The 20,822-nt window shown below is 61.2% G+C and carries 12 protein-coding genes; 5 read left to right on the top strand and 7 right to left on the bottom strand.

Annotated features, from left to right (window positions below; genetic code table 11):
• Nucleotides 1–5: 5 nt before the first annotated feature.
• Together FHW37_RS22100 and FHW37_RS22105 are read right to left on the bottom strand one after the other, a co-directional pair.
• Nucleotides 6–1,085: an acyltransferase family protein gene (locus FHW37_RS22100; RefSeq protein ID WP_145640320.1), complete on the bottom strand. Its 1,080-nt coding sequence runs from the start codon at nt 1,083–1,085 to the stop codon at nt 6–8.
• Nucleotides 1,086–1,168: 83 nt separating this feature from the next.
• Complete coding sequence (locus FHW37_RS22105; RefSeq protein WP_145640322.1) at nt 1,169–2,089, bottom strand: methylenetetrahydrofolate reductase; 921 nt, start codon at nt 2,087–2,089, stop codon at nt 1,169–1,171.
• A 297-nt stretch (nt 2,090–2,386) separates the two neighbouring features.
• Here FHW37_RS22105 and FHW37_RS22110 point away from each other — a divergent pair, with 297 nt between their 5' ends.
• Nucleotides 2,387–7,840 carry an alpha-2-macroglobulin family protein gene (locus tag FHW37_RS22110; RefSeq protein ID WP_145640324.1) on the top strand — a complete coding sequence of 1,818 codons (5,454 nt, stop codon included), beginning with the start codon at nt 2,387–2,389 and terminating at the stop codon, nt 7,838–7,840.
• A gap of 202 nt (nt 7,841–8,042) precedes the next feature.
• Nucleotides 8,043–10,124, top strand: a complete 2,082-nt coding sequence (gene pbpC, locus FHW37_RS22115; protein ID WP_145640326.1) for a penicillin-binding protein 1C — start codon at nt 8,043–8,045, stop codon at nt 10,122–10,124.
• A 291-nt stretch (nt 10,125–10,415) separates the two neighbouring features.
• Here the strand turns inward: pbpC and FHW37_RS22125 are convergent, their stop codons facing one another.
• The 5 genes from FHW37_RS22125 to FHW37_RS22145 form a co-directional block, all read right to left on the bottom strand.
• Nucleotides 10,416–11,276, bottom strand: coding sequence for an ABC transporter ATP-binding protein (locus tag FHW37_RS22125; protein WP_281407269.1), 861 nt, complete (start codon nt 11,274–11,276; stop codon nt 10,416–10,418).
• Nucleotides 11,273–12,130, bottom strand: coding sequence for an ABC transporter ATP-binding protein (locus tag FHW37_RS22130; protein ID WP_145640330.1), 858 nt, complete (start codon nt 12,128–12,130; stop codon nt 11,273–11,275). The genes FHW37_RS22125 and FHW37_RS22130 overlap by 4 nt, the downstream gene beginning before the upstream one ends.
• A gap of 2 nt (nt 12,131–12,132) precedes the next feature.
• The gene (locus FHW37_RS22135; RefSeq protein ID WP_145640331.1) at nt 12,133–13,050 is read right to left on the bottom strand and encodes an ABC transporter permease subunit; all 918 of its coding nucleotides are present in this window, start codon (nt 13,048–13,050) and stop codon (nt 12,133–12,135) included.
• A gap of 26 nt (nt 13,051–13,076) precedes the next feature.
• Complete coding sequence (locus FHW37_RS22140) at nt 13,077–14,081, bottom strand: ABC transporter permease subunit (protein ID WP_145640333.1); 1,005 nt, start codon at nt 14,079–14,081, stop codon at nt 13,077–13,079.
• A 156-nt stretch (nt 14,082–14,237) separates the two neighbouring features.
• Nucleotides 14,238–15,836: an ABC transporter substrate-binding protein gene (locus FHW37_RS22145; protein ID WP_145640335.1), complete on the bottom strand. Its 1,599-nt coding sequence runs from the start codon at nt 15,834–15,836 to the stop codon at nt 14,238–14,240.
• A gap of 510 nt (nt 15,837–16,346) precedes the next feature.
• Here FHW37_RS22145 and FHW37_RS22150 point away from each other — a divergent pair.
• From FHW37_RS22150 to cls, 3 genes are all read left to right on the top strand, one after another.
• Nucleotides 16,347–17,780 (top strand): M20 family metallopeptidase, encoded by a 1,434-nt coding sequence (locus FHW37_RS22150; RefSeq protein WP_145640336.1) that lies wholly within the window; start codon nt 16,347–16,349, stop codon nt 17,778–17,780.
• A 141-nt stretch (nt 17,781–17,921) separates the two neighbouring features.
• Nucleotides 17,922–19,277, top strand: a complete 1,356-nt coding sequence (locus FHW37_RS22155) for an aspartate aminotransferase family protein (RefSeq protein ID WP_145640338.1) — start codon at nt 17,922–17,924, stop codon at nt 19,275–19,277.
• Between the two features lie 75 nt (nt 19,278–19,352).
• Nucleotides 19,353–20,813 (top strand): cardiolipin synthase, encoded by a 1,461-nt coding sequence (cls, locus tag FHW37_RS22160; protein ID WP_145640340.1) that lies wholly within the window; start codon nt 19,353–19,355, stop codon nt 20,811–20,813.
• Nucleotides 20,814–20,822 lie beyond the last annotated feature (9 nt).

Here is a 20,822-nt window from a genome sequence, read left to right on the forward strand (position 1 = left end):
TTTTCTCATGCCGTTCGCGGCTGTCGTTTGGACAGGCCGGGGGCAAGCCGGGTAGCGAAGCGGACGATGCCGCGCCGTGCCGGTGGCTCGATGGCCTTGGCGATGATCAGGGATACGAGCAGAAGCGCAGGTACGAGGATGGACAGGATGATCCATCGATCGACTGTCGCTCCGAACCGGGCAAAGCTCGCGTAACCGATATTCTGGTGCAGAAGATAAAGCGGATAGGTGAGCCCACCGAGCGCTATCGCCCAACCGCGGCTGATCGGCAGCGATGGCGACAGGACGGCGATCGTCACGAAGCCGAGCGAGAGCGGACCCATCAGGGCCAGTCCCAAAACGCTTCGGGACAGTGCATAGGTTTCGACGAATGATGATGCCGTGAGAAACGGTGTCGCTGCTGCCCACAAGGCGGCGGCTGCGAGAACCGCAAAACCGATGGCCGAGCCTTGCTTGCGTACCTGAAAGAGCGTGAAGCCGAAGGCGAAATAGCCGGAATATTCCGTGATCAGCAGTTTTTCAACGGCGCCGCTATGCAGCACGGTTTCGTTCAGCACGGAGATGACGAGCCAGAGCGCGATGATAACCCGCCAATGACGCTCCAGCAGGCCGGAAGCGATCATCAGGAAAACCCAGCCGTAGAAGGTGATTTCATAGGCGATCGTCCAATAGGCGCCATCCAGGAAGGGCTGGCCGAGCAGCCGCGAGACGATCACCACATGGGAGGCCCATTGCTTGAGCGTCGGTGCATCCAGCGTCGGAACAGGCCACAGGGTCAGGACCATGAAGGTGATCGTGGCGCAGACGATGAATGTCGGCCACAGCCGCGCAAAACGGCCGGCTGCGAAATCATAGGCCGTGCGACCTTCCGCCGACATGCTGATGACATAACCGGAAATCGCAAAGAAGATCAGCAGGCCCGCATCGAACCACATGGCAAGAGGTGCGAGTTCCGGAAAGCCGGTACCGCCGCCTTCGCCTGAAATCCGCATGCGGAATCCATAATGGAAGAACATCACCAGCGCAGCGGAGACCAGCCGGAGAATATCCAGATTGAGCAGCCTTGAAGGCTTTTCGACCGTCATCCATCCCTCCTTGGCTAACGTGGAGGGGATTTTAGGCCGGGCCTCTGTGGAAACCGTGAATCCTCAAGCGCCGAGCGCCGCAATCATGCGGAAAGGTTAACGGCAGGCAACCGCTGGCGCATGTATTCGGCGCTCGGAAGAATGCCGCCGAGCGGGAAGACATGGATCTGCTCGATCAGGCTCGCCGGATTGGCTGCCCTATAGGCGGCGATTTCCGAGAGAAATTCCGTCGGCTCGTAGGGCACCAAAAGCTTGCTCAGATCGAGGGCGCGTTTCTGCAGCACACTGATCGAGGCGCCGACACCGCAGGACAGGGCGAATTTTATCAGCGTCTGCAGCTTGGTCGGGCCTGCAATGCCAAGGTGGATCGGCATTTTCACGCCGGCTGCAGCGATCCGCTCAGCCCAGGTGATGACCGGCTTCGGATCGAAGGAGAACTGTGTGACGATGGCAAGTTTCGCATCGGTATTTTCCGAATAGACCTGCTTGAACTTCAGCGCGTCGTCGACGGCCTTGGTCGTGCCGTCGGGATCGATATCCTTGTTGCCTTCCGGATGGCCGGCGACATGCAGGCGCTTGAAACCGTAACGGTCGAAAAGACCTGTCTCGATAAGGTGCATCGAGCTTTCGAGTTCGCCGATCGGATTGGCAAGACCGCCACCGAGCAGCAGCGCCTGTTCGACGCCGGCGTCGTTGTGATAGCGGTTGACCCAGTCCTCAAGCGTGGCGCGGTTCGGGATGAGGCGGGCCGGAATATGCGGCATTGCGACAAAACCATCGTCGGTCAGGCGCTTCGCAGTTGCGACCATGTCGTCGATCGGTGTGCCGTCGATATGGGCGATATAGACCCGCGTTCCCTGCGGCAGGAGGCTGCGAAAATCATCGATCTTGGCGGCTGTCCGCGGCATGACCTCGATCGAGAAACCTTCGAGAAGGCCGCTCAGATCCCTGGATTCCGGGGCTTTTTCCTCCGGCTTGCTGCGAAACATATTGAGTAATGCCATGCGATCCCCCAGCTTCGGGATGATATGCGCGCCTCGTTTCTACGAGGTGGCTTGCGGGACCATTCTTGGCACGCCCGAAGCAGCCGGAGCTTTCTTTATGCGTCAAGTTTCGGTCTGTTTTCCACGCAGATGCCGATATTTTAGGACATCGGCCGATGCGATACGGCTGAAATAACCACCCTATCGGGTTTCTGCAAGCAACCGGCAGACGTTGCCTTTCATTGCTGCCGGCTTCGTTGACAAGTCGAAGCTTAAATTGGACAAGTGTCGCGGACCGCAGTCACGGGGGGAGCTTCCATGTCTAGACGCGTGTTTTTCGGCTTGTCTGCTTTGGTTTTTGCCACACTTTCAGTAGCCTTTTCGCCGCTTCAGGCGGCAGACCGCAGAATAGAAACAACCCCCGACAGCGATTATGCCGGTTTCGACCTTCGAACCGTCAAGAATGTCACCCAGCCGCAATGCGAAGCCGCCTGCATCGGCGACAATGCCTGCCGCGCCTTCACCTATAATGTGAAGGCCAAGTGGTGCTTTCTGAAATCCGACTATGCGCAGATGAACAGTTTTGTCGGCGCCGTGGCCGGCAAGGTGGTGACGGCTGCTGCCACGATCGAGCCCGATATCGGTGCGGCACCCAAGCTTACCTTCCTCTCCGAAGACGTGCTGCAGCAGGCGCGCGAACAGAAGGACGGGCTGGAACTTGCCGATAACCAGAAGAGCTTTGGCCTCGAAGCACTGAAGACCGTTGCTCAGGCCGAACTTCTGAAGGGCAATGTCGATGTAGCGATCTACAATTACAAGGGCGCGCTCTCGATGGTGCCCGAGGACGGCGCCCTGTGGATCGAGCTTGCCCGCGCGGCCGGCACGGCAAAGAACAATGGGACTGCCGATAGCGAAGGCACCCTTGCTGCCGTCAACGGTTATCTTCTGTCCCGCACAACGGCGACCCGCGCCGATGCGCTTGCCGTTCTTGGCGCGGCATTGGCGAAACAGCAGAGCTGGCGGCCGGCGCTGAATGCCTACAAGGCAAGCTTGGCGCTCGCCAATGCCCGCACCGTTCAGGCCGCCTATAACGACCTGCGCGAACGCCAGGGTTTTCGCGTCACCGACAATAGCGTCGACAATGACAGCGCCAATCCGCGGATCTGCGTGCAGTTTTCCGAACCGCTGGTGAAGGCCGGTGTCGATTACGCACCTTATGTCGTGCTCGACGGCAAGGCGCCGAAGGCGATGGAAGCCAAGGACAATCAGATCTGCGTCGAAGGCCTGACCCATGGCCAGCGCTACAAGCTGTCGCTGCGCCGCGGCCTGCCGTCTTCGGTGGATGAGCCGCTTCTTGCCCAGGTCGATCTCGACATCTACGTCAAGGACCGCTCGCCAATGGTGCGTTTTACGGGCGACAGCTTTGTGCTGCCCTCGACCGCACGCCGCGGCATTCCGATCGTTTCGGTCAATACCGAGAAGGCCGATCTGAAACTCTACCGCGTCGGTGACCGCAATGTCGCCTCGCTGCTCGCCAATTCGCAGTTCCTCTCCCAGATGAGCGGCTATACGGCCGACCAGATCCAGGAAAACAGCGGCGAACTCGTGTGGAACGGCACGATCGATATCGGCCGCGAGCTGAACAAGGACGTAGTCACCAGTTTCCCGGTCGACGAGGCGCTTCCGACCCGCAAGCCCGGCGTTTATGTGCTGACCGCTTCGGCCAGCAACAGCCATGGCGAGGAATGGGATACGAAGGCGACACAGTGGTTCGTCGTTTCCGATATCGGGCTGACCACCTATGCCGGCACGGACGGGCTGCATGTGTTTGCCCGCGCGCTCGGCAGCGCCAAGCCGATTGCCGGTGTCGATCTGCAGCTTCTGGCCAAGAACAATGAAATCCTCGGAACGGCCAAGACGGACAAGGATGGCACGGCCGTCTTCACCGCCGGCCTGATGCGCGGCACGGCCGGCATGGTTCCGGCCGTGCTGACCGCGCAGAATGCGGGGCAGGATTACGTCTTCCTCGACATGACGCGGGCCGGGTTCGATCTGTCCGACCGCGGCGTCACCGGCCGTCCGGCGCCGGGCGCGATCGATATCCTGCCCTGGACCGAGCGCGGCATCTACCGCCCCGGCGAAACGGTGCATGCGAGCGCGCTTGCCCGCAATATCGATGCCACTGCCATTCCCAACCTGCCGCTCACCTTCGTTTTCCTGCGCCCGGACGGCGTGGAAGACCGGCGCATGGTCAATAATGGTTCGCTCGGCGGTTACGCCCTCGATCTGCCGATCCTGCAGACCGCCATGCGCGGCACCTGGACGATGCAGATCTTTACCGATCCCAAGGGCACGGCGATTGCCGAAAAAACCTTCCTCGTCGATGATTTCGTGCCGGACCGGATCGAGTTCGACATGACGACCGAGGCCAAGGAAATCACCGTCGGCCAGCCGGTGCCGGTCAATATCGATGGGCGTTTCCTTTATGGTGCGCCAGCGGCGGGTCTTGGCCTCGAGGGCGAGGTTGCGCTGAAGCCTACCCGCATCAACGCTGCCTTCCCCGGCTTCCAGTTCGGCCTTGCCGACGAGGAGGAAACCGAGGCCGTGCGGCAGACGCTGGATGCACTGGACGCCACCGACGAGGACGGCAAGTCGACCTTCGATGCCGCGGTGACGGAAGCACCGTCGACGACCCAGTTCGTCAGCGCCGATATCGTCGTGCGCATGCAGGAAGCCGGTGGCCGTGCCGTCGAACGGTCCCTGACCCTGCCGGTCAAGGCGGATGGCGATCGGATCGGTATCAAGCCGGAGTTTTCGGGCGATCTCGCCGAAAACTCGACCGGCTCCTTCACCGTCATCCTCATCGATGCGGATGGCAAGCGGAAGTCGGCCAAAGGCCTGCCGTGGAAGCTGGTCAAGATCGATCAGGACTATCAGTGGTATCGTGATGGATCCGCCTGGCGCTATGAGCCGGTGAAGCGCACCAGCCAGGTTGCCAATGGTGTGGTGGATGTCACGACCGATGGTGGCAAGGTTTCCGCGCCCGTCACCTGGGGCAGCTACCGCCTCGAAATCGAGACCGCCGATATCGGCGGGCCGCAATCCAGCGTCGAGTTCGATGCGGGCTGGTTCGTCACCGCCTCTTCCACCGATACGCCGGATGCTCTGCAGATCGCGCTCGACAAGCCGAGCTACAAGATCGGCGAGACGGCAAAACTGAAGGTCTCATCGAAATATGCCGGCGAGCTGCTCATCGCCAATGGCGACGAGGCCCTGATTTCGGTCCAGACCGCAAGCGTCGCTGCCAATGGCGGCGAGGTGGAGATTCCCGTCACCGCCAATTGGGGTGCAGGTTCCTATGTCACCGCGACGCTCTATCGCCCCGGTACGGCGCAGGAAAGCCGCATGCCGATGCGGGCGATCGGTATTACCTGGCTGAAGGTCGATCCGGAAAACCGCGACCTGCAGGTTTCGATCGACGCGCCGGAAAAGACGCTGCCGCGCCAGCCGCTCGATATTTCCCTGAAAGTCGCCGGTGCCGGTGCCAATGAAGAGGCCTATGTCACGGTTGCTGCCGTCGATGTCGGTATTCTGAACCTCACCCGGTATGAACCGCCGGCTCCGGATGACTGGTATTTTGGCCAGCGCCGACTCGGCATCGAAATCCGCGATATCTATGGACGTCTGATTGATGGTTCGCTTGGCGCGACCAGAAAGCTGCGCACCGGTGGCGACGGCGGCATTTCGCTTCAGGCGAGCCCGCCCAAGGAAAAGCTGGTCGCCTTCTTCTCCGGCCCGATCAAGCTTGACGGGCAGGGCATGGCACATGTCTCCTTCGACATTCCGCAATTCAACGGCACGGCGCGCGTCATGGCGGTCGCCTGGTCGAAGACCGGCGTCGGGCATGGCGTCAAGGATGTGATCATCCGCGATCCGCTGGTCGTCACTGCCAGCCTGCCGCGCTTCCTGGCTCCCGGCGACGACAGCAATCTGCGTCTCGATATCGCCAATACCGATGCGCCAGCCGGTACCTACCAGCTGAATGTCGCCACCACGCCGGCCGTCGCGGTCGGCCAGAGCGCCATCAAGCCGGTGACGCTGGCAGCCGGCGGGAAAGCCAGCATCACGCTGCCGCTGGTCGGCATCCAGCCGGGCGATGGCGCGGTGACGGTGAAGCTCACGAATGACAGCGGCCTGTCGCTCGAACAGGTTCTCTATGTGCCGGTGCGGCCGGCAGCCATGCCGATCACCGAGAGGCGGCTGGTGGATTTGAAACCGGGCGCCAGCGTCACCGTCGATGCCAACCTGTTGGCCGGCAGCATCCTTCAGGGTGCTTCGGTCAGCGTTAATGTCAGCCGCTCGAACGCCTTCGATATTCCCGCACTTCTGATGAGCCTCGACCGTTATCCTTATGGCTGCGCCGAGCAGACGACGAGCCGTGCCTTGCCGCTTCTCTATCTCAGCGACATGGCGGTGCAGAACGGTCTGGCTGACGATATCGAGGTGAAGAAGCGCGTGCAGGACGCCATTTATCGTGTCCTGTCCTATCAGTCCTCGACGGGCAGTTTCGGTCTCTGGGGGCCGGATAGCGGCGATCTCTGGCTCGATTCCTACGTGACCGACTTCCTGTCACGGGCGCGCGAGCAGGGTTACGAAGTGCCGGACCAGGCGCTGGTTCAGGCGCTGGATAGCCTGCAGAACTCGCTCTCCTTCACCAACAATGTCCGCGATCAGGGCAATGAAATGGCCTATGCGCTCTATGTTCTGGCGCGCAACCGAAAAGCATCGATCAGCGATCTCAGATATTACGCCGATACGTCGCTGAACGATTTCCCGACCCCACTTGCCAAGGCGCATATCGCCGCGGCCCTTTCGCTTTACGGCGATGCGCAGCGGGCGAAGACGATCTTTGCGGCTTCGCTGCAAATGTCACAGGATGCGCAGATCCACAAAGTGAGCCTCACCCGCTCCGATTACGGCTCTTCGCTGCGGGATGGTGCGGCCGTTCTGGCGCTTGCCTCGGAAAGCCGGCCGGTTCCTGCCATCGTGCCGGCACTTGCCGATATCGTTGCCAAGGAGTGGAATGCCAAGAAATATACCAGCACCCAGGAACAGACCTGGATGCTGCTCGCCGCCCGCGCCCTGCAGAATGGCGACAGCAACCTGAAACTCGCCGTCAACGGCGTCGATCATCAGGGCACGCTGATGTCGCAGATGAGCGGTGATGCGCTTCTCGACCATCCGCTGACTGTGACCAACAAGAGCGGCGACCCGCTCTCGGCGGCGATCACGACGGTTGCTGCCCCCGCCGAGCCGCTGCCGGCCGGTGGCGAAGGGTTCGAGATCACCCGGACCTATTACAATATGGATGGCGAAGAGGTGAATATCAGCGAGGCCAAGCAGAACGAACGGTATGTCGTGGTGCTGAAGGTGCATGAGACCAATGACTGGCCGTCGCGCATCGTCGTCACCGACCTTCTGCCGGCAGGGCTCGAGATCGACAATCCGAGCATCGTCAGCAGCGCCAGCCTTGCGAATTTCGACTGGATCGAGGACGTGACGGCGGCTCATACGGAGTTCCGCAACGACCGTTTTGTTGCCGCCTTCAACCGTTCGGCTTCAGACAATCGCGAGATCAACCTTGCCTATGTGGTTCGTGCGGTGACACCGGGCGCTTATGATCATCCGGCCGCACAGGTGGATGACATGTATCGGCCGCAGTTTTCGGCGCGCACAGCGGCGGGCAAGATGGAGGTGGTTGCGGCGCAGTGAGTTTGTTCTTGCTGCGGACGTGTCCCTTACCCTAGCCCTCTCCCCGCTTGCGGGGAGAGGGGACTTGCCCCATGCGGCGGTTGAGAGAGACCGAGCGAGTGCGGCATTCCCTTCTCCCCGTCGGGACGGGGAGAAGGTCCCGGCAGGGGGATGAGGGGCCATTTTCTTCAAGGCTTCCGGTATTAAAGACATAAGACCCAACATGAAACTCAGGTGGAAACTCACGATCGGCCTTTGCACCTGCCTCATCCTGGCAGCCGGCGCCGTCGTGGGCCTCTCCGCCGCCGATCACGCCTTTCCGCCGCCGCTCGAAGACGCCAACCTCGTCTCCAAGGAAGTGCTCGATACCAATGGCGACCTTTTGCGCGCCTTCGCCACCCGCGAAGGCCGTTGGCGGCTGAAGACCGGGATCGAGGATGTCGATCCACGTTTCGTGCAGATGTTGATCGCCTATGAAGACCGACGTTTTTACGAGCATGACGGCGTCGATTTTCGCGCGCTTGGACGGGCGGCATTCCAGCTCGTTAGCAATGGCCATATCGTATCCGGTGCCTCGACGCTCTCCATGCAGGTCGCGCGGCTGATCGAGCCGCGACAGACACGGTCGCTGTCGGCAAAGGTCCTGCAATTGGTGCGGGCCGTGCAGATCGAACGCCGGCTCAGCAAAAAGCAAATTCTTGAACTCTATCTCACCCATGCACCTTATGGTGGTAATCTCGAAGGTGTGCGGGCGGCAAGCCTTGCCTATTTCGGCAAGGAGCCGCGACGGCTGACAATTGCGGAAGCGGCCCTGCTGGTGGCGCTGCCGCAATCACCGGAGGGACGCCGGCCGGACCGGCATGCGACGATCGCCCGCGCTGCCCGCGAACGGGTGCTGACACGCCCTGCCGTGGCGGAGGTGACCGGCGAGGGCGAGGCAGAGCGGGCTGCGCATGACGGCCTTCCTGGCCGACGCATGCAGTTGCCGGCCTATGCGCCGCATCTGGCGGAAGCGGCGATCCGAAAGCAGCCGAAGCTGGAGCGTTATCAGACCACGCTGAGACGCAGCGTGCAGCAGGGGCTGGAGCAGGTGGCGCGCGATGCGGCGAGCCGGCTCAGCCCAAAAGTCTCGGTGGCGATGGTGATGGCCGACGCGGCGACCGGCGCCATTATCGGCGAGGTCGGCTCGGCGGATTATTTTGATGCCAGCCGCTCGGGCTGGATCGACATGACGCGGGTGTTTCGCTCGCCGGGATCAACGCTGAAACCTTTTATCTACGGGCTTGCCTTCGAGCAGGGGCTGGTCTCGCAGGAGACGATCATCGAGGACCGGCCGGCCGACTTTTTCGGCTATCGCCCAAAGAATTTCGACATGAGTTATCAGGGTGACGTGACGGTGCGGCAGGCGCTGCAACTGTCGCTCAACGTGCCGGCGGTGAGGCTTCTCGATGCGGTCGGGCCGGCGCGGCTGATGATCCGGTTTCGGCGGGCGGAGGTGAAACCTGTGCTGCCGCCCAATGAGGCGCCGGGGCTGGCGATCGGGCTCGGGGGTCTCGGGATCACGCTAAAAGATCTCGTGCAGGCCTATGCGGCGCTCGCCAATCGCGGCCAGCCGGTCCGGCTCGGCAACGGGATCGAGGACCAGCCCGGCATGATCGATGGCGAGCCGCTGCTGGAGCCGCAGGCGGTGTGGAATGTGGCGGATATCCTGTCCGACGTCGTGGCACCTGTCGGCAGCCGGCGGCTCGGCATCGCCTACAAGACCGGCACGAGCTACGGTTATCGCGATGCCTGGTCGGTCGGGTTCGACGGGCGCTATGTGATCGGTGTCTGGGTCGGGCGGCCGGATAATGGCGCGGTGCCGGGTATTTCAGGTTTCCAGACCGCAGCGCCGATCCTGTTCGAAGCCTTCCAAAAGTCCGGCATCGGCATCACGTCTCTGCCGCCGGCGCCTTCGGGTGCGGTACATATCACCCAGTCCGAGCTGCCGATCAGCCAGAGGCGGTTTTCTATGACTGCAAGCGGCCTGATCTCCGCCTCGACACGGGAGCCGGCGCCGCAGATCGTTTATCCGCCTGAAGGGGCAAGGGTGGATCTCGGAGCGCGGTCCGGAGAAATTTCGCCGCTGGTGCTGAAACTGCAGGGCGGGCGGGCGCCGTTTCGCTGGCTTGCGAATGGTCGGCCGCTGACGGATCTTTCGCGGCGCCGGACGAGCGAATGGACGCCGGATGGGGCGGGGTATTCGACGCTGACGGTGATTGACTCGGCTGGACGGGCTGCGAGTGTCAGGGTGTTTGTGGAGTGAGGAGCGATCCGGCGAAGCCGGAGTAATCGATCCAGTGGATCGATTGCAGCGACGAACGCCCGGAGCGCAAGCGGAGGGCTGGGCGGTCCGGCCTTACCTGTTGCATGGGTCGAAGCAGCCCCTCATCCGGCTGCCGCCACCTTCTCCCCGCACGCGGGGAGAAGGGATATGCCGCACCGGCCGCCGCTTCTCTCCAACCTCGCGTGAGGCAAGCCCCCTCTCCCCGCATGCGGGGAGAGGGTTAGGGTGAGGGGCAGTTTGCAGGTTGGACGGTGCTGAAAGCTTTCAGCCTCAAGCCGCCTTGCCAGCCTTCTTCTTCGCAACCCGTTCGCGGATCGAATCCACGTCGGCCTTCGGCGTCGCCTTGAACAGCGTGCGCGTATACTCGTGCTTCGGATCCGAAAACACCTCGTCGCGCGTGCCGTATTCGACCGCTTCGCCAAAATACATCACCATCACTTCGTCGGCGATGTAGCGCACGACCGACAGGTCGTGGCTGATGAAGACGTAGGTCAGGCCGAATTCGTCCTGCAGGTCGGCGAGCAGGTTCAGGACCTGGGCCTGGACCGAGAGGTCGAGTGCGGAAACCGGTTCGTCGAGGACGAGCAGTTTCGGGTTCATCATCAGCGCGCGGGCAATCGCGATACGCTGGCGCTGGCCGCCGGAGAACATGTGCGGGTAGCGGTTATAATGTTCCGGGCCGAGACCGACCTTCTTCAGCATCTCGTTGGCGCGGTCGCGCCGTTCGGAGGCCGGCATGTCGGTGTTGATGGCCAGCGGCTCACCAAGCACGTCGCCGATCTTCTGGCGCGGGTTGAGCGAGCCATAGGGGTTCTGGAAGACGATCTGCACCTTCTGGCGCATTTCCTGGGTCAGGTGGCCAGGGCGGGTATCGACCTTCTTGCCTTCGATCATCAGATCGCCGGAGGTCGGCTCGTCGATGAAGGTGATCATGCGGGCGAGCGTGGACTTGCCGCAGCCGCTCTCGCCGACGATCGCCAGCGTCTTGCCGCGCTCCAGGCTGAAGGAGACGCCCTTCACCGCATGGACGATCTTCTTCGGCTTGAAGAGGCCGCCCGGCAGCTCGTAATCGCGCTTCATGTTGCGGATTTCGAGCATCGTATCCTGGGTCATCGTGTCTTTTACAGTCATGCGCGTGCCTCCGGGGCAGGTTCCGGGTTGCCGTCGAAGAAGTCGGAAACGGTCGTCAGACGGTCACCGGTGGCATTTTCCGGCAGCGCCGCGAGAAGCGCCTTGGTGTAATTGCTCTGCGGGTTCTCAAACAGGGAAAGCACGTCGGCTTCCTCCATCTTGCGGCCCTTGTACTGCACGACGACGCGGTCGGCGGTTTCGGCAACGACGCCCATGTCATGGGTGATCATGATCAGGCCCATGCCGGTCTTGATCTGCAGATCCATGATCAGATCGAGGATCTGTTTCTGGATGGTCACGTCGAGCGCGGTGGTCGGCTCGTCGGCGATCAGCAGTTTCGGATTGCAGGCAATCGCGATGGCAATCATCACACGCTGGCACTGGCCACCCGACATCTGGTGCGGGAAGCTGTTAAGCCGTTCGGCCGGGTTCGGCAGGCCGACCTGGGTGAAAAGCTCGATCGCGCGGGCGCGGCGGGCCTTTTTGTCGAGGCCGAGATGGATGCGCAGGACTTCCTCGATCTGGAAACCGACCGTGAAGCACGGGTTGAGGCTGGCAACCGGCTCCTGGAAGATCATCGCGATGTCCTTGCCGATCAGCTTGCGCCGTTCGGCAGCGCCGATGCTTTGCATGTCGCGACCCTGGAAGAGCATGCGGTCGGCAGTGATCTTCGCGGTCCAGGGCAGGAGGCCCATGACGGCGAGCATGGCGACGGACTTGCCGGAGCCGGATTCGCCGACGATTGCCAGAACCTCACCCTCGTCGACCGAGATGGAAACGCCGTTGACGGCCTTGAACCAGCCGGTGGAGGTCTGGAATTCGACGGTAAGATTGTCAATTTGCAGAAGCGCCATGATCAGGACCTCTTCAGTTTCGGGTCAAGCGCGTCGCGCAGGCCGTCGCCCATCAGGTTGATGGCAAGAACGGTGATGAGGATGGCAAGGCCGGGGAAGGTAACGACCCACCAGGCGCGCAGGATGAATTCGCGCGCTTCGGCCAGCATCGTGCCCCATTCCGGCGCCGGCGGCTGGGCGCCCATGCCGAGGAAGCCGAGGGCGGCTGCATCGAGAATGGCGTTGGAGAAGGAGAGCGTCGCCTGGACGATCAGCGGTGCGGTGCAGTTCGGCAGGATGGTGCGGAACATCAGGCGCAGCGGGCTCGCACCGGCAAGGCGTGCGGCGGTGACATAGTCGCGGCTCTTCTCGGCCATCACGGCGGCGCGGGTGAGGCGCACGAAATGCGGCTGCAGGGTAATCGCGATCGCGATCATGCCGTTGGTCAGGCTCGGGCCGAGAATGGCGACCAGAACCAGGGCCAGAAGCAGCGACGGGAAGGCGAGAACAATATCCATCAGGCGCATGATGACGGTATCGACCCAGCCGCGGTAATAACCGGCAATGACGCCAACCAGAATGCCGCCGACCAGCGACAGCGTGGTGACGAACACACCGATGAACAGCGAATACTGGGCGCCGTAGATCAGGCGCGAGAGGATGTCGCGGCCAAGCGGATCGGTGCCGAGCGGAAAGCTTAAGTTTCCGCCTTCCGTCCAGGACGGGGGCAGAAGCACGGATTCGCGATACTGCTCGAAGGGCGAATGCGGCGCGATGAAGGACGCAAAAACCGCAACGAAGACGAGGATGGCGAAAACGACGAGGCCGATGACGGCGCCGCGGTTTTCGGAAAAGTAGAACCAGAATTCCTTCAGCATCTGGCGGCGCATGGCGGCGCTGGATACGGGCTCCGGTGTTTTGGCGATGGTGGTGTCGGCCATGGGATTTTCTCCTTCTTGCTGCCGGTTCAGTGTCTAATTCTGGGGTTGATCAGGCCGTAGAGCAGATCAACGATCAGATTGACGAACATGATGATGGCCGCAATCAGGAGCAGGCCGCCCTGGATGACCGGGTAGTCGCGGCGGAAGACGCTGTCGACCATCCACTTGCCGATGCCCGGCCAGGAGAAGATCGTCTCGGTCAGAATGGCGCCGGCGAGCATGACGCCGATCTGCAGGCCGATCGTGGTGATGACCGGGATCATCGCATTGCGCAAAGCATGGATGCCGACAACGCGGAAAGGCGAAAGGCCTTTTGCGCGGGCGGTGCGGACGTAATCTTCCGACAGGACTTCCAGCATGGCGGAACGCGTCTGGCGGGCGATGACGGCAAGTGGAATGGTCGCCAGCACGATCGAAGGCAGAGCAAGGTGGCTGATTGCCGAGGCGAAAGCACCCTTCTGGCCCGACAGCAGACTGTCGATCAGCATGAAGCCGGTCACTGGCGGGAAGAAGAACATCAGCGAGATGCGGCCCGAAACCGGGAACCATTGCAGCGTGCCGGAGAAGAGGATGATGAGGAGCAGGCCCCACCAGAAGATCGGCATCGAATAACCGACAAGCGCGATACCCATCAGCGTCTGGTCGAAGACCGAGCCGCGCTTGATCGCCGCGATCACGCCGGCCGGAATGCCGAGCGCAATCGCGATGATGATCGCACAGAAGGACAGTTCGACGGTCGCCGGAAACAGCGCCCAGAACTGGTCGAGGATCGGCTTCTTGGAGACGATCGATGTGCCGAAATCGCCGGTGACGACGCCGCCGACATAATCGAAATACTGGATGATCATCGGCCGGTCCATGCCGAGATCGTGGCTGATCTGCGCATGCCGCTCGGGCGACATGACGCGCTCGCCGGACAGGAGTGCTACCGGATCGCCGGGAAGCAGGCGGATGAACGAGAATGCGATGATCGAAACCCCAATAAAGGTCGGGATCAAAACGGCGAGACGCCGCAACAGGAAGCCAAACATATTCAACCTTCAGGGTTTTTGGTTCTTGGCCGTTTGGTGGCTGTCAAGCCACGGAACCGGCGATCATGGCGTCCGCCGCCACAATTTTTGCGTTCTTTAAGAAAATGCCGCGGGAAACGCAACGCGTCCCGCGGCAAAAAGTCGTGAAGCCGATAATTACTGAGCGATATCGACAGCTTCGAAGGTGAAGTCACCGAGCGGGCTCTGGGTGAAGCCGGTTACGCCCTTTGCCATCGGAACGACAGCGAGGGAGTGGTCGATGGTTGCCCAGGGGGCTTCCTTCTTGAAGATGACCTGAGCCTGTTCGTAGAGCTTCGTGCGCTCAGCCTGATCCGAAACGGTCTTGGCCTTCTTCACCAGATCGTCGAATTCCTTGTTGCACCACTGCGCACGGTTGTTACCGCCGACGGCATCGCAGCCGAGCAGGGTGTCAAGGAAGTTGTCCGGGTCGCCGTTGTCGCCGGTCCAGCCCATGATGGCGGCGCCATCGCGGTTCTTTTCCTTGGAGCGCTTCAGGTATTCAGCCCATTCGAAGGAAACGATCTCGACCTTGACGCCGATCTTGGCAAAATCGTCCTGCATGATTTCAGCTGCACGGCGGGCGTTCAGCATGTAGGGGCGCGAGACGGGCATTGCCCAGATCTTCATGGACAGGTCCTTGACGCCGGCATCGGCCAGCATCTTCTTGGCAGCGTCCAGGTCGTAGGTGTCGTCCTTGACGTTCTTGTTGTAGGACCACATCGTCGGCGGGATCGGGTTGGTGGCCGGAGTTGCCATGCCCTGGAAGACGGCATCGACGATGGCCTTCTTGTTGATCGCCTTGTTAAGGGCGATACGGACTTCCGGCTTGTCGAACGGTGCAACGGTCGTGTTGTAGGCGAGGTAGGCGACGTTGAGGCCTTCCTGTTCCAGAACCTTCAGGTTGGAGTCGGACTTCATGGCCTTAACGTCGGCAGCGTTCGGATACGGCATCAGCTGGCATTCGCCGGCCTTCAGCTTCTGGTAACGAACGGCAGCGTCGGTGGTGATCGCGAAGACCAGATCGTCGATCTTCGGAGCGGTGCCCCAGTAATCGGCGTTCTTCTTGTAGCGGATGACGGCATCCTGCTGGTAACCGACGAAGGTGAACGGACCCGTGCCGACCGGCTGCTGGTTCAGCTGTTCCTTCTTGCCGGCCTTGTCGAGGCTGTCAGCATATTCCTTCGAAACGATCGAAGCGAACGGCATGGCCAGGTTGGCGAGGAACGGAGCTTCCGGACGGTTGAGCGTGACCTTGACAGTCAGGTCATCGACCTTTTCGATCGACTTGATGAGCTTCGGGAAGCCCATGCCGTCCGCATATTCCCAGGAAGCGCCGGTGATGTACTTGTTCCAGGCGTTCTTCTCGTTGATCTGGCGATCAATCGAGAAAACGACGTCGTCAGCGTTCAGGGCGCGGGTCGGCTTGAAGAAGTCGGTCGTCTGCCACTTGACGTTCGGGCGCAGCTTGAAGGTGTAAACCGTGCCGTCCGAGGAAATGTCCCAGCTCTGGGCGAGAGCCGCTTCCGGCTGCGTCGTGCCCGGCTTGAACTCAAGCAGACGGTTGTAGATCGGGTGAGCCGAGGCATCGAACGTGGTGCCGGCGGTGTAGAGGCCTGGGTCAAAGCCTTCCGGCGAACCTTCCGAGCAGAATACGAAAGTCTTGGCGCTGGCAGCGCCAGCAAAGAGCGTGGTGGCCGACAGCAGAGCTGCGGCAAGAGCGATTTTGTATTTCATGTTGTTCTCCCTAACCTGTTGCCGGCCTCTAAGCCTGGCCAGGTTGATTGCCGTTCAATGGCGCAATGAGATTGCGCACTTGGATCGTCTATCTGTCCTTCACCTCCTGGCCGCGAATTCTTTCGTTCGCTGGCCGCGCCATCATTTCCCCTGGCGAGGCTGCGACGCCTCAAGGGCCGCCTGCCTCTGTCTTTCTTATCCACGCTAGCGCGTGAAATTTTACGCCCCTTTGCAAATTCATGGAAAAATCTCCACAAATTCGACCAAATCTCCGCAAAATTATTGTGACAATGCGCGTTTTCCGTCGATTGGCCGGCGGTCGTGGCGCGGGAGCATAGCGATTATGGTGTCGTTGTCGAGATACCACATTTCGCGTCTTGCGATTAATTGATCGCGATTGCCTGTTTTCTCTGCAACGCCGATTTCTGTTGCATTGCCACATTGTCATCGGGCGAGAAACGAGTAGGGTCTGGCGCTTAAAACAGCATCAGTGCGCAAGGCGATATTTCCATGACCACAGCCAATTCCAATCTCCCGCTCGTCTGGGATTTCATCGATCGCAAGACCGAAGTTTTTACCGAGCTTTCCGACCGTGTCTGGGAGACGCCGGAAACCTGCTACATGGAAACGCAGTCGGCGGCAGCACACCGCGAGATGCTGGAAGCGCAGGGTTTCAGGATCACCGACAATGTTGCCGACATCCCGACCGCGCTGATCGGCGAGGCCGGCGAGGGCGGTCCGGTGATTGCCTTTCTCGGCGAATATGATGCGCTTGCCGGTCTCAGCCAGAAGGCCGGGATGACCGCGCATGATCCGCTTGTCGCTGGGGCAAACGGCCATGGCTGCGGCCATAACCTGCTCGGCACCGGTTCGCTTCTGGCCGCAACGGCGCTCAAGGACTGGCTGGAAAAGACCGGCACGCCCGGCCGCGTGCGTTATTACGGCTGCCCGGCAGAAGAGGGTGGAGCTGCAAAAGCCTTCATGGTGCGCGCCGGCGCCTTTGCCGATGTCGATATCGCTATCAGCTGGCATCCGAGCAATTTCTTCGGCGTGCAGCGCGAGACTTCGCTTGCGAACTGCCGCATCGACTTCACCTTTACCGGTCGCGCCGCCCATGCCGCTGCCGTGCCGGAGCTTGGCCGCAGCGCGCTCGATGCCGTCGAACTAATGAGCGTTGGTGTCAATTATATGCGCGAGCATATGCCGTCCGAATGCCGCATCCATTATGCGGTTCTCGATACCGGCGGGATCTCGCCGAATGTTGTGCAGGCGCATGCCAAGGTGCGTTATGTCGTGCGCGCCCCGGAACTGTCCGGCCTGTTTGCGCTGATCGAACGCGTCAAGAAGGTTGCCGAAGGCGCTGCCCTGATGACCGAGACCAAGATGGAGAGCGCCACGCTTGCCGGCGTCTCCAATCTCATGGTCAACACGCCGCTGATGGATGCGATGCAGGATGTCTGCGAGAGCATGGGGCCGGTGGAATTCGACGACAAGGACCGCGCTTTTGCGGACGCGATCCAGGCAACCCTGACGCCGGAAGATATCGCCGCAAGCTGGGCGCAGGAACGCCTCGAACCCCGCGATATAGCGCTCGCCGATTTCGTCCTGCCGGCGCATAACGAGGTGCGGCAGATGGGCGGTTCGACCGATGTCGGCGATGTCAGCTGGGTCGTTCCAACCGTGCAGGCCTATGGTTCGACGCTTGCCGTCGGCACGCAGCTTCATACCTGGCAGGTCGTCACGCAGGGCAAGAGCCCGCTTGCGCACAAGGGCATGGTATCTGTCGCCAAGGCGATGGCGGCAACCGGGCTTGCTGCGCTTGAAAGCGAACAGCTGCGCGAGGCGGCCTGGGCCGATCTGAAGAAGCGCCGCAAGGGCCAGGAATATCGCAGCCCGATCCCGGAAGGCGCCGAGCCGCCGGTCGCGGCCATGACGGTCAAATGATTGCCACCCTTATTGGCTGTCAATTATTTTGAACGGAAACATGCTTGAGCGGGGATTTGGGGTGTCCAAGTTTCCCGTTTGAGCCTAAGGATTCGGTCCAGCAGTCCGATCGACATATTCGCAGACCTGAAGGAGGTTCTCGTGAACGTTCAGCCCAATTCCATGGAAGCCCGCGACAAGGCTTATCACCTTCATTCCTACACCAATGCCCGCGCCCTTGAAAAAGACGGCGCGCTGGTGATGGATCGCGGCGAGGGCATCTACGTCTACGATACCAACGGCAAGCAATATATCGAGGGCATGGCCGGCCTCTGGAGCGTCGGCGTCGGTTTTGGCGAAAACCGTCTGGTCGAAGCGGCCGCCAAGCAGATGGCGAAGCTGCCCTATTACCACACGTTCACCGCCCGTGCGCATGGACCGTCGATCGAGCTTGCCGAAAAGCTGATCCAGATGGCGCCGGTGCCGATGTCGAAGGCCTATTTCACCAATTCCGGCTCGGAAGCCAATGATACGGCCGTCAAGATGGTCTGGTATCGGTCGAATGCGCTCGGCAAGCCGGAAAAGAAGAAGATCATTTCCCGCATCAAGGGTTATCACGGCGTCACCGTCGCCAGCGCCAGCCTGACCGGCCTGCCGAACAACCACCGTTCCTTCGACCTGCCGATCGCCGGCGTCTTCCACACCAGCTGCCCGCATTACCGTGCCTTCAAGCTGGAGGGCGAGGATGAAGCGGCGTTCGTTGCCCGTTGCGTCAAAGAACTGGAAGACCTGATCATCAAGGAAGGCCCGGAAACGGTTGCCGCCTTCATCGGTGAGCCGGTCATGGGTGCAGGCGGCGTCATCGTGCCGCCGGCCGGTTACTGGGATGCGATCCAGAAGATTCTGAAGAAATACGACATTCTTCTGATCGCCGATGAAGTCATCTGCGGCTTTGGCCGCACCGGCAACATGTTCGGCACGACGACCTATGAGATGCAGCCGGACATCATGACGCTGTCGAAGCAGATCTCTTCGTCCTACCAGCCGATTTCGGCGCTGCTGATCAACGAAAACGTCTACCAGCCGCTCGCCGACGAATCCGCCAAGATCGGCACGTTTGGCCATGGCGTCACCGCCGCCGGCCACCCGGTCGCCTCGGCCGTCGCGCTCGAAAACATCGCGATCATCGAGGAGCGTGATCTGGTCGGCAACGTCAAGGCGCTGGCACCAAAGTTCCAGGGGCGCATCAAGGCGCTGGAAAGCCATCCGCTGGTCATCGAAGGCCGCGGCGTCGGCCTGATCGGCGCGATCGAACTGAAGCCGCGTGATGGTTTTGCCGCCGGCCAGCTCGGCTCGAAACTCTTCTCGATCATGGTCGAAAAGGGCCTGATCTCGCGCGCCATCGGCGACAGCCTCGCCTTCTGCCCGCCGATGATCATCACCGAAGCGCAGGTCGATACGATCTTCGATACGGTCGAAGCTTCGCTCGACGTTCTGCAGAAGCAGCTGTCTGCCTGATCTTTATTTGGGGCCGGGTAAAATCCTTTATCCGGCTCCGATTGCTCAAGCTGACGGGGCGCCTATATTCGCGTCATGCTTGATCTCATCCAGGCCTATTGGCCGCATATCCTTTTCATCATTTCCCTCATTGCCGGGGCTGCCGCATCTATTCATGCGGCCATGACGAAAGAGGAGGTGCGCGCCGCGATCGGCTGGGTCGGCGTCATCGTTCTTTCTCCCATTGTCGGTGCCGGGCTTTACCTGATCGCCGGCATCAACCGCATGCGCCGCGGCGTCATCAGCGATCGCAGGGCGCTTCTGCAGGGCAAGGTCCGCGCCGAATTTGCCTCGCTCGATGCTACGGATGCACTGGTCACAACGGAATACGGCAACCGTTTCCGGGCGATGAAGACGCTCGGCGACCGCGTCACCCATCACCGGCTGACGACGGGCAATACGATCGTTGCGCTTGATAACGGCGATGCTGCCTATGGCGCGATGCTGAAGGCGATCGGCAAGGCAGAGCGCAGCATCATCCTCGAAACCTATATTTTCGATCGGGACCGCATCGGCCGACGTTTCGTCGAAGCGTTGATTGCGGCGGTGAAGCGCGGCGTCGAGGTGCGGGTGCTGATCGATGCGGTCGGCGCGCGGTATTCGGTGCCGAGCGTGCTCGGCATGCTGCGCGATGGCGGTGTTACCGTCGATGTGTTCAACGGCAATGTCATCATGGGCCTGCGCCTGCCCTATGCGAACCTTCGAACCCACCGCAAGATCATCGTCATCGACGGCCGTGTGGCCTTTACTGGCGGCATGAATATTCGCGAGGCGTTTTCGAAGGAGTTCAGCGGTGATGCCTGCGCCTTCGACACGCATTTCAAGGTGACCGGTCCCGTCGTGGCCGATCTTTTTGCGATCACGGCGGCCGACTGGCAGTTTTCCAGCGGCGAGGCGCTGGAGGGCGCGGCCTGGGCGCTGCCGCCGCCGGAAAGCGAGGCGGGCAAGCCGGTCATCATCCGCGCCGTCTCCTCCGGTCCCGACCGCAGCCTTGAAACAAACCACAAGATCCTGATGGGCGCGTTTTCCGTGGCGCGGTCGTCGATCCGCATCGTCTCGCCCTATTTTCTGCCGGACCGGGAGCTGATCACCGCGCTGGTCACGGCTGCGCGGCGCGGCGTTACCGTCGATATCGTCGTCCCGAGCGCCAACAATCTCAAACTCGTCGATCTCGCCATGACGGCGCAGTTCGACCAGATGCTGAAAAATTATTGCCGCATCTGGCGGGCATCCGGGCCCTTCAACCATTCCAAGCTGATGGCGATCGACGGGCGCTGGTCCTATGTCGGTTCGTCCAATATCGACCCGCGATCGCTGCGGCTGAATTTCGAAGTCGACATGGAAATTCTCGACCATGGTTTTACGCAGGCGCTGGAGCGGCGGATCGATATGACGATTTCTTCGGCAACCGAAGTGAAGCTCGACAGTTTAATGAACAGGCCCTTCCCGATCCGGCTCCTCGAGCGGGTGCTCTGGCTGGGCTCGCCCTATCTCTGATCCGCTCTG

The sequence above is a fragment of the Neorhizobium alkalisoli genome (genome assembly GCF_007829835.1).
Classification (GTDB): domain Bacteria; phylum Pseudomonadota; class Alphaproteobacteria; order Rhizobiales; family Rhizobiaceae; genus Neorhizobium.

Coding starts and splice junctions, on each gene's coding strand:
- FHW37_RS22100 (WP_145640320.1), bottom strand. CDS start 1,085: ATGACGGTCGAAAAGCCTTCAAGGCTGCTCAATCTGGATATTCTCCGG.
- FHW37_RS22105 (WP_145640322.1), bottom strand. CDS start 2,089: ATGGCATTACTCAATATGTTTCGCAGCAAGCCGGAGGAAAAAGCCCCG.
- FHW37_RS22110 (WP_145640324.1), top strand. CDS start 2,387: ATGTCTAGACGCGTGTTTTTCGGCTTGTCTGCTTTGGTTTTTGCCACA.
- pbpC (WP_145640326.1), top strand. CDS start 8,043: ATGAAACTCAGGTGGAAACTCACGATCGGCCTTTGCACCTGCCTCATC.
- FHW37_RS22125 (WP_281407269.1), bottom strand. CDS start 11,276: ATGACTGTAAAAGACACGATGACCCAGGATACGATGCTCGAAATCCGC.
- FHW37_RS22130 (WP_145640330.1), bottom strand. CDS start 12,130: ATGGCGCTTCTGCAAATTGACAATCTTACCGTCGAATTCCAGACCTCC.
- FHW37_RS22135 (WP_145640331.1), bottom strand. CDS start 13,050: ATGGCCGACACCACCATCGCCAAAACACCGGAGCCCGTATCCAGCGCC.
- FHW37_RS22140 (WP_145640333.1), bottom strand. CDS start 14,081: ATGTTTGGCTTCCTGTTGCGGCGTCTCGCCGTTTTGATCCCGACCTTT.
- FHW37_RS22145 (WP_145640335.1), bottom strand. CDS start 15,836: ATGAAATACAAAATCGCTCTTGCCGCAGCTCTGCTGTCGGCCACCACG.
- FHW37_RS22150 (WP_145640336.1), top strand. CDS start 16,347: ATGACCACAGCCAATTCCAATCTCCCGCTCGTCTGGGATTTCATCGAT.
- cls (WP_145640340.1), top strand. CDS start 19,353: ATGCTTGATCTCATCCAGGCCTATTGGCCGCATATCCTTTTCATCATT.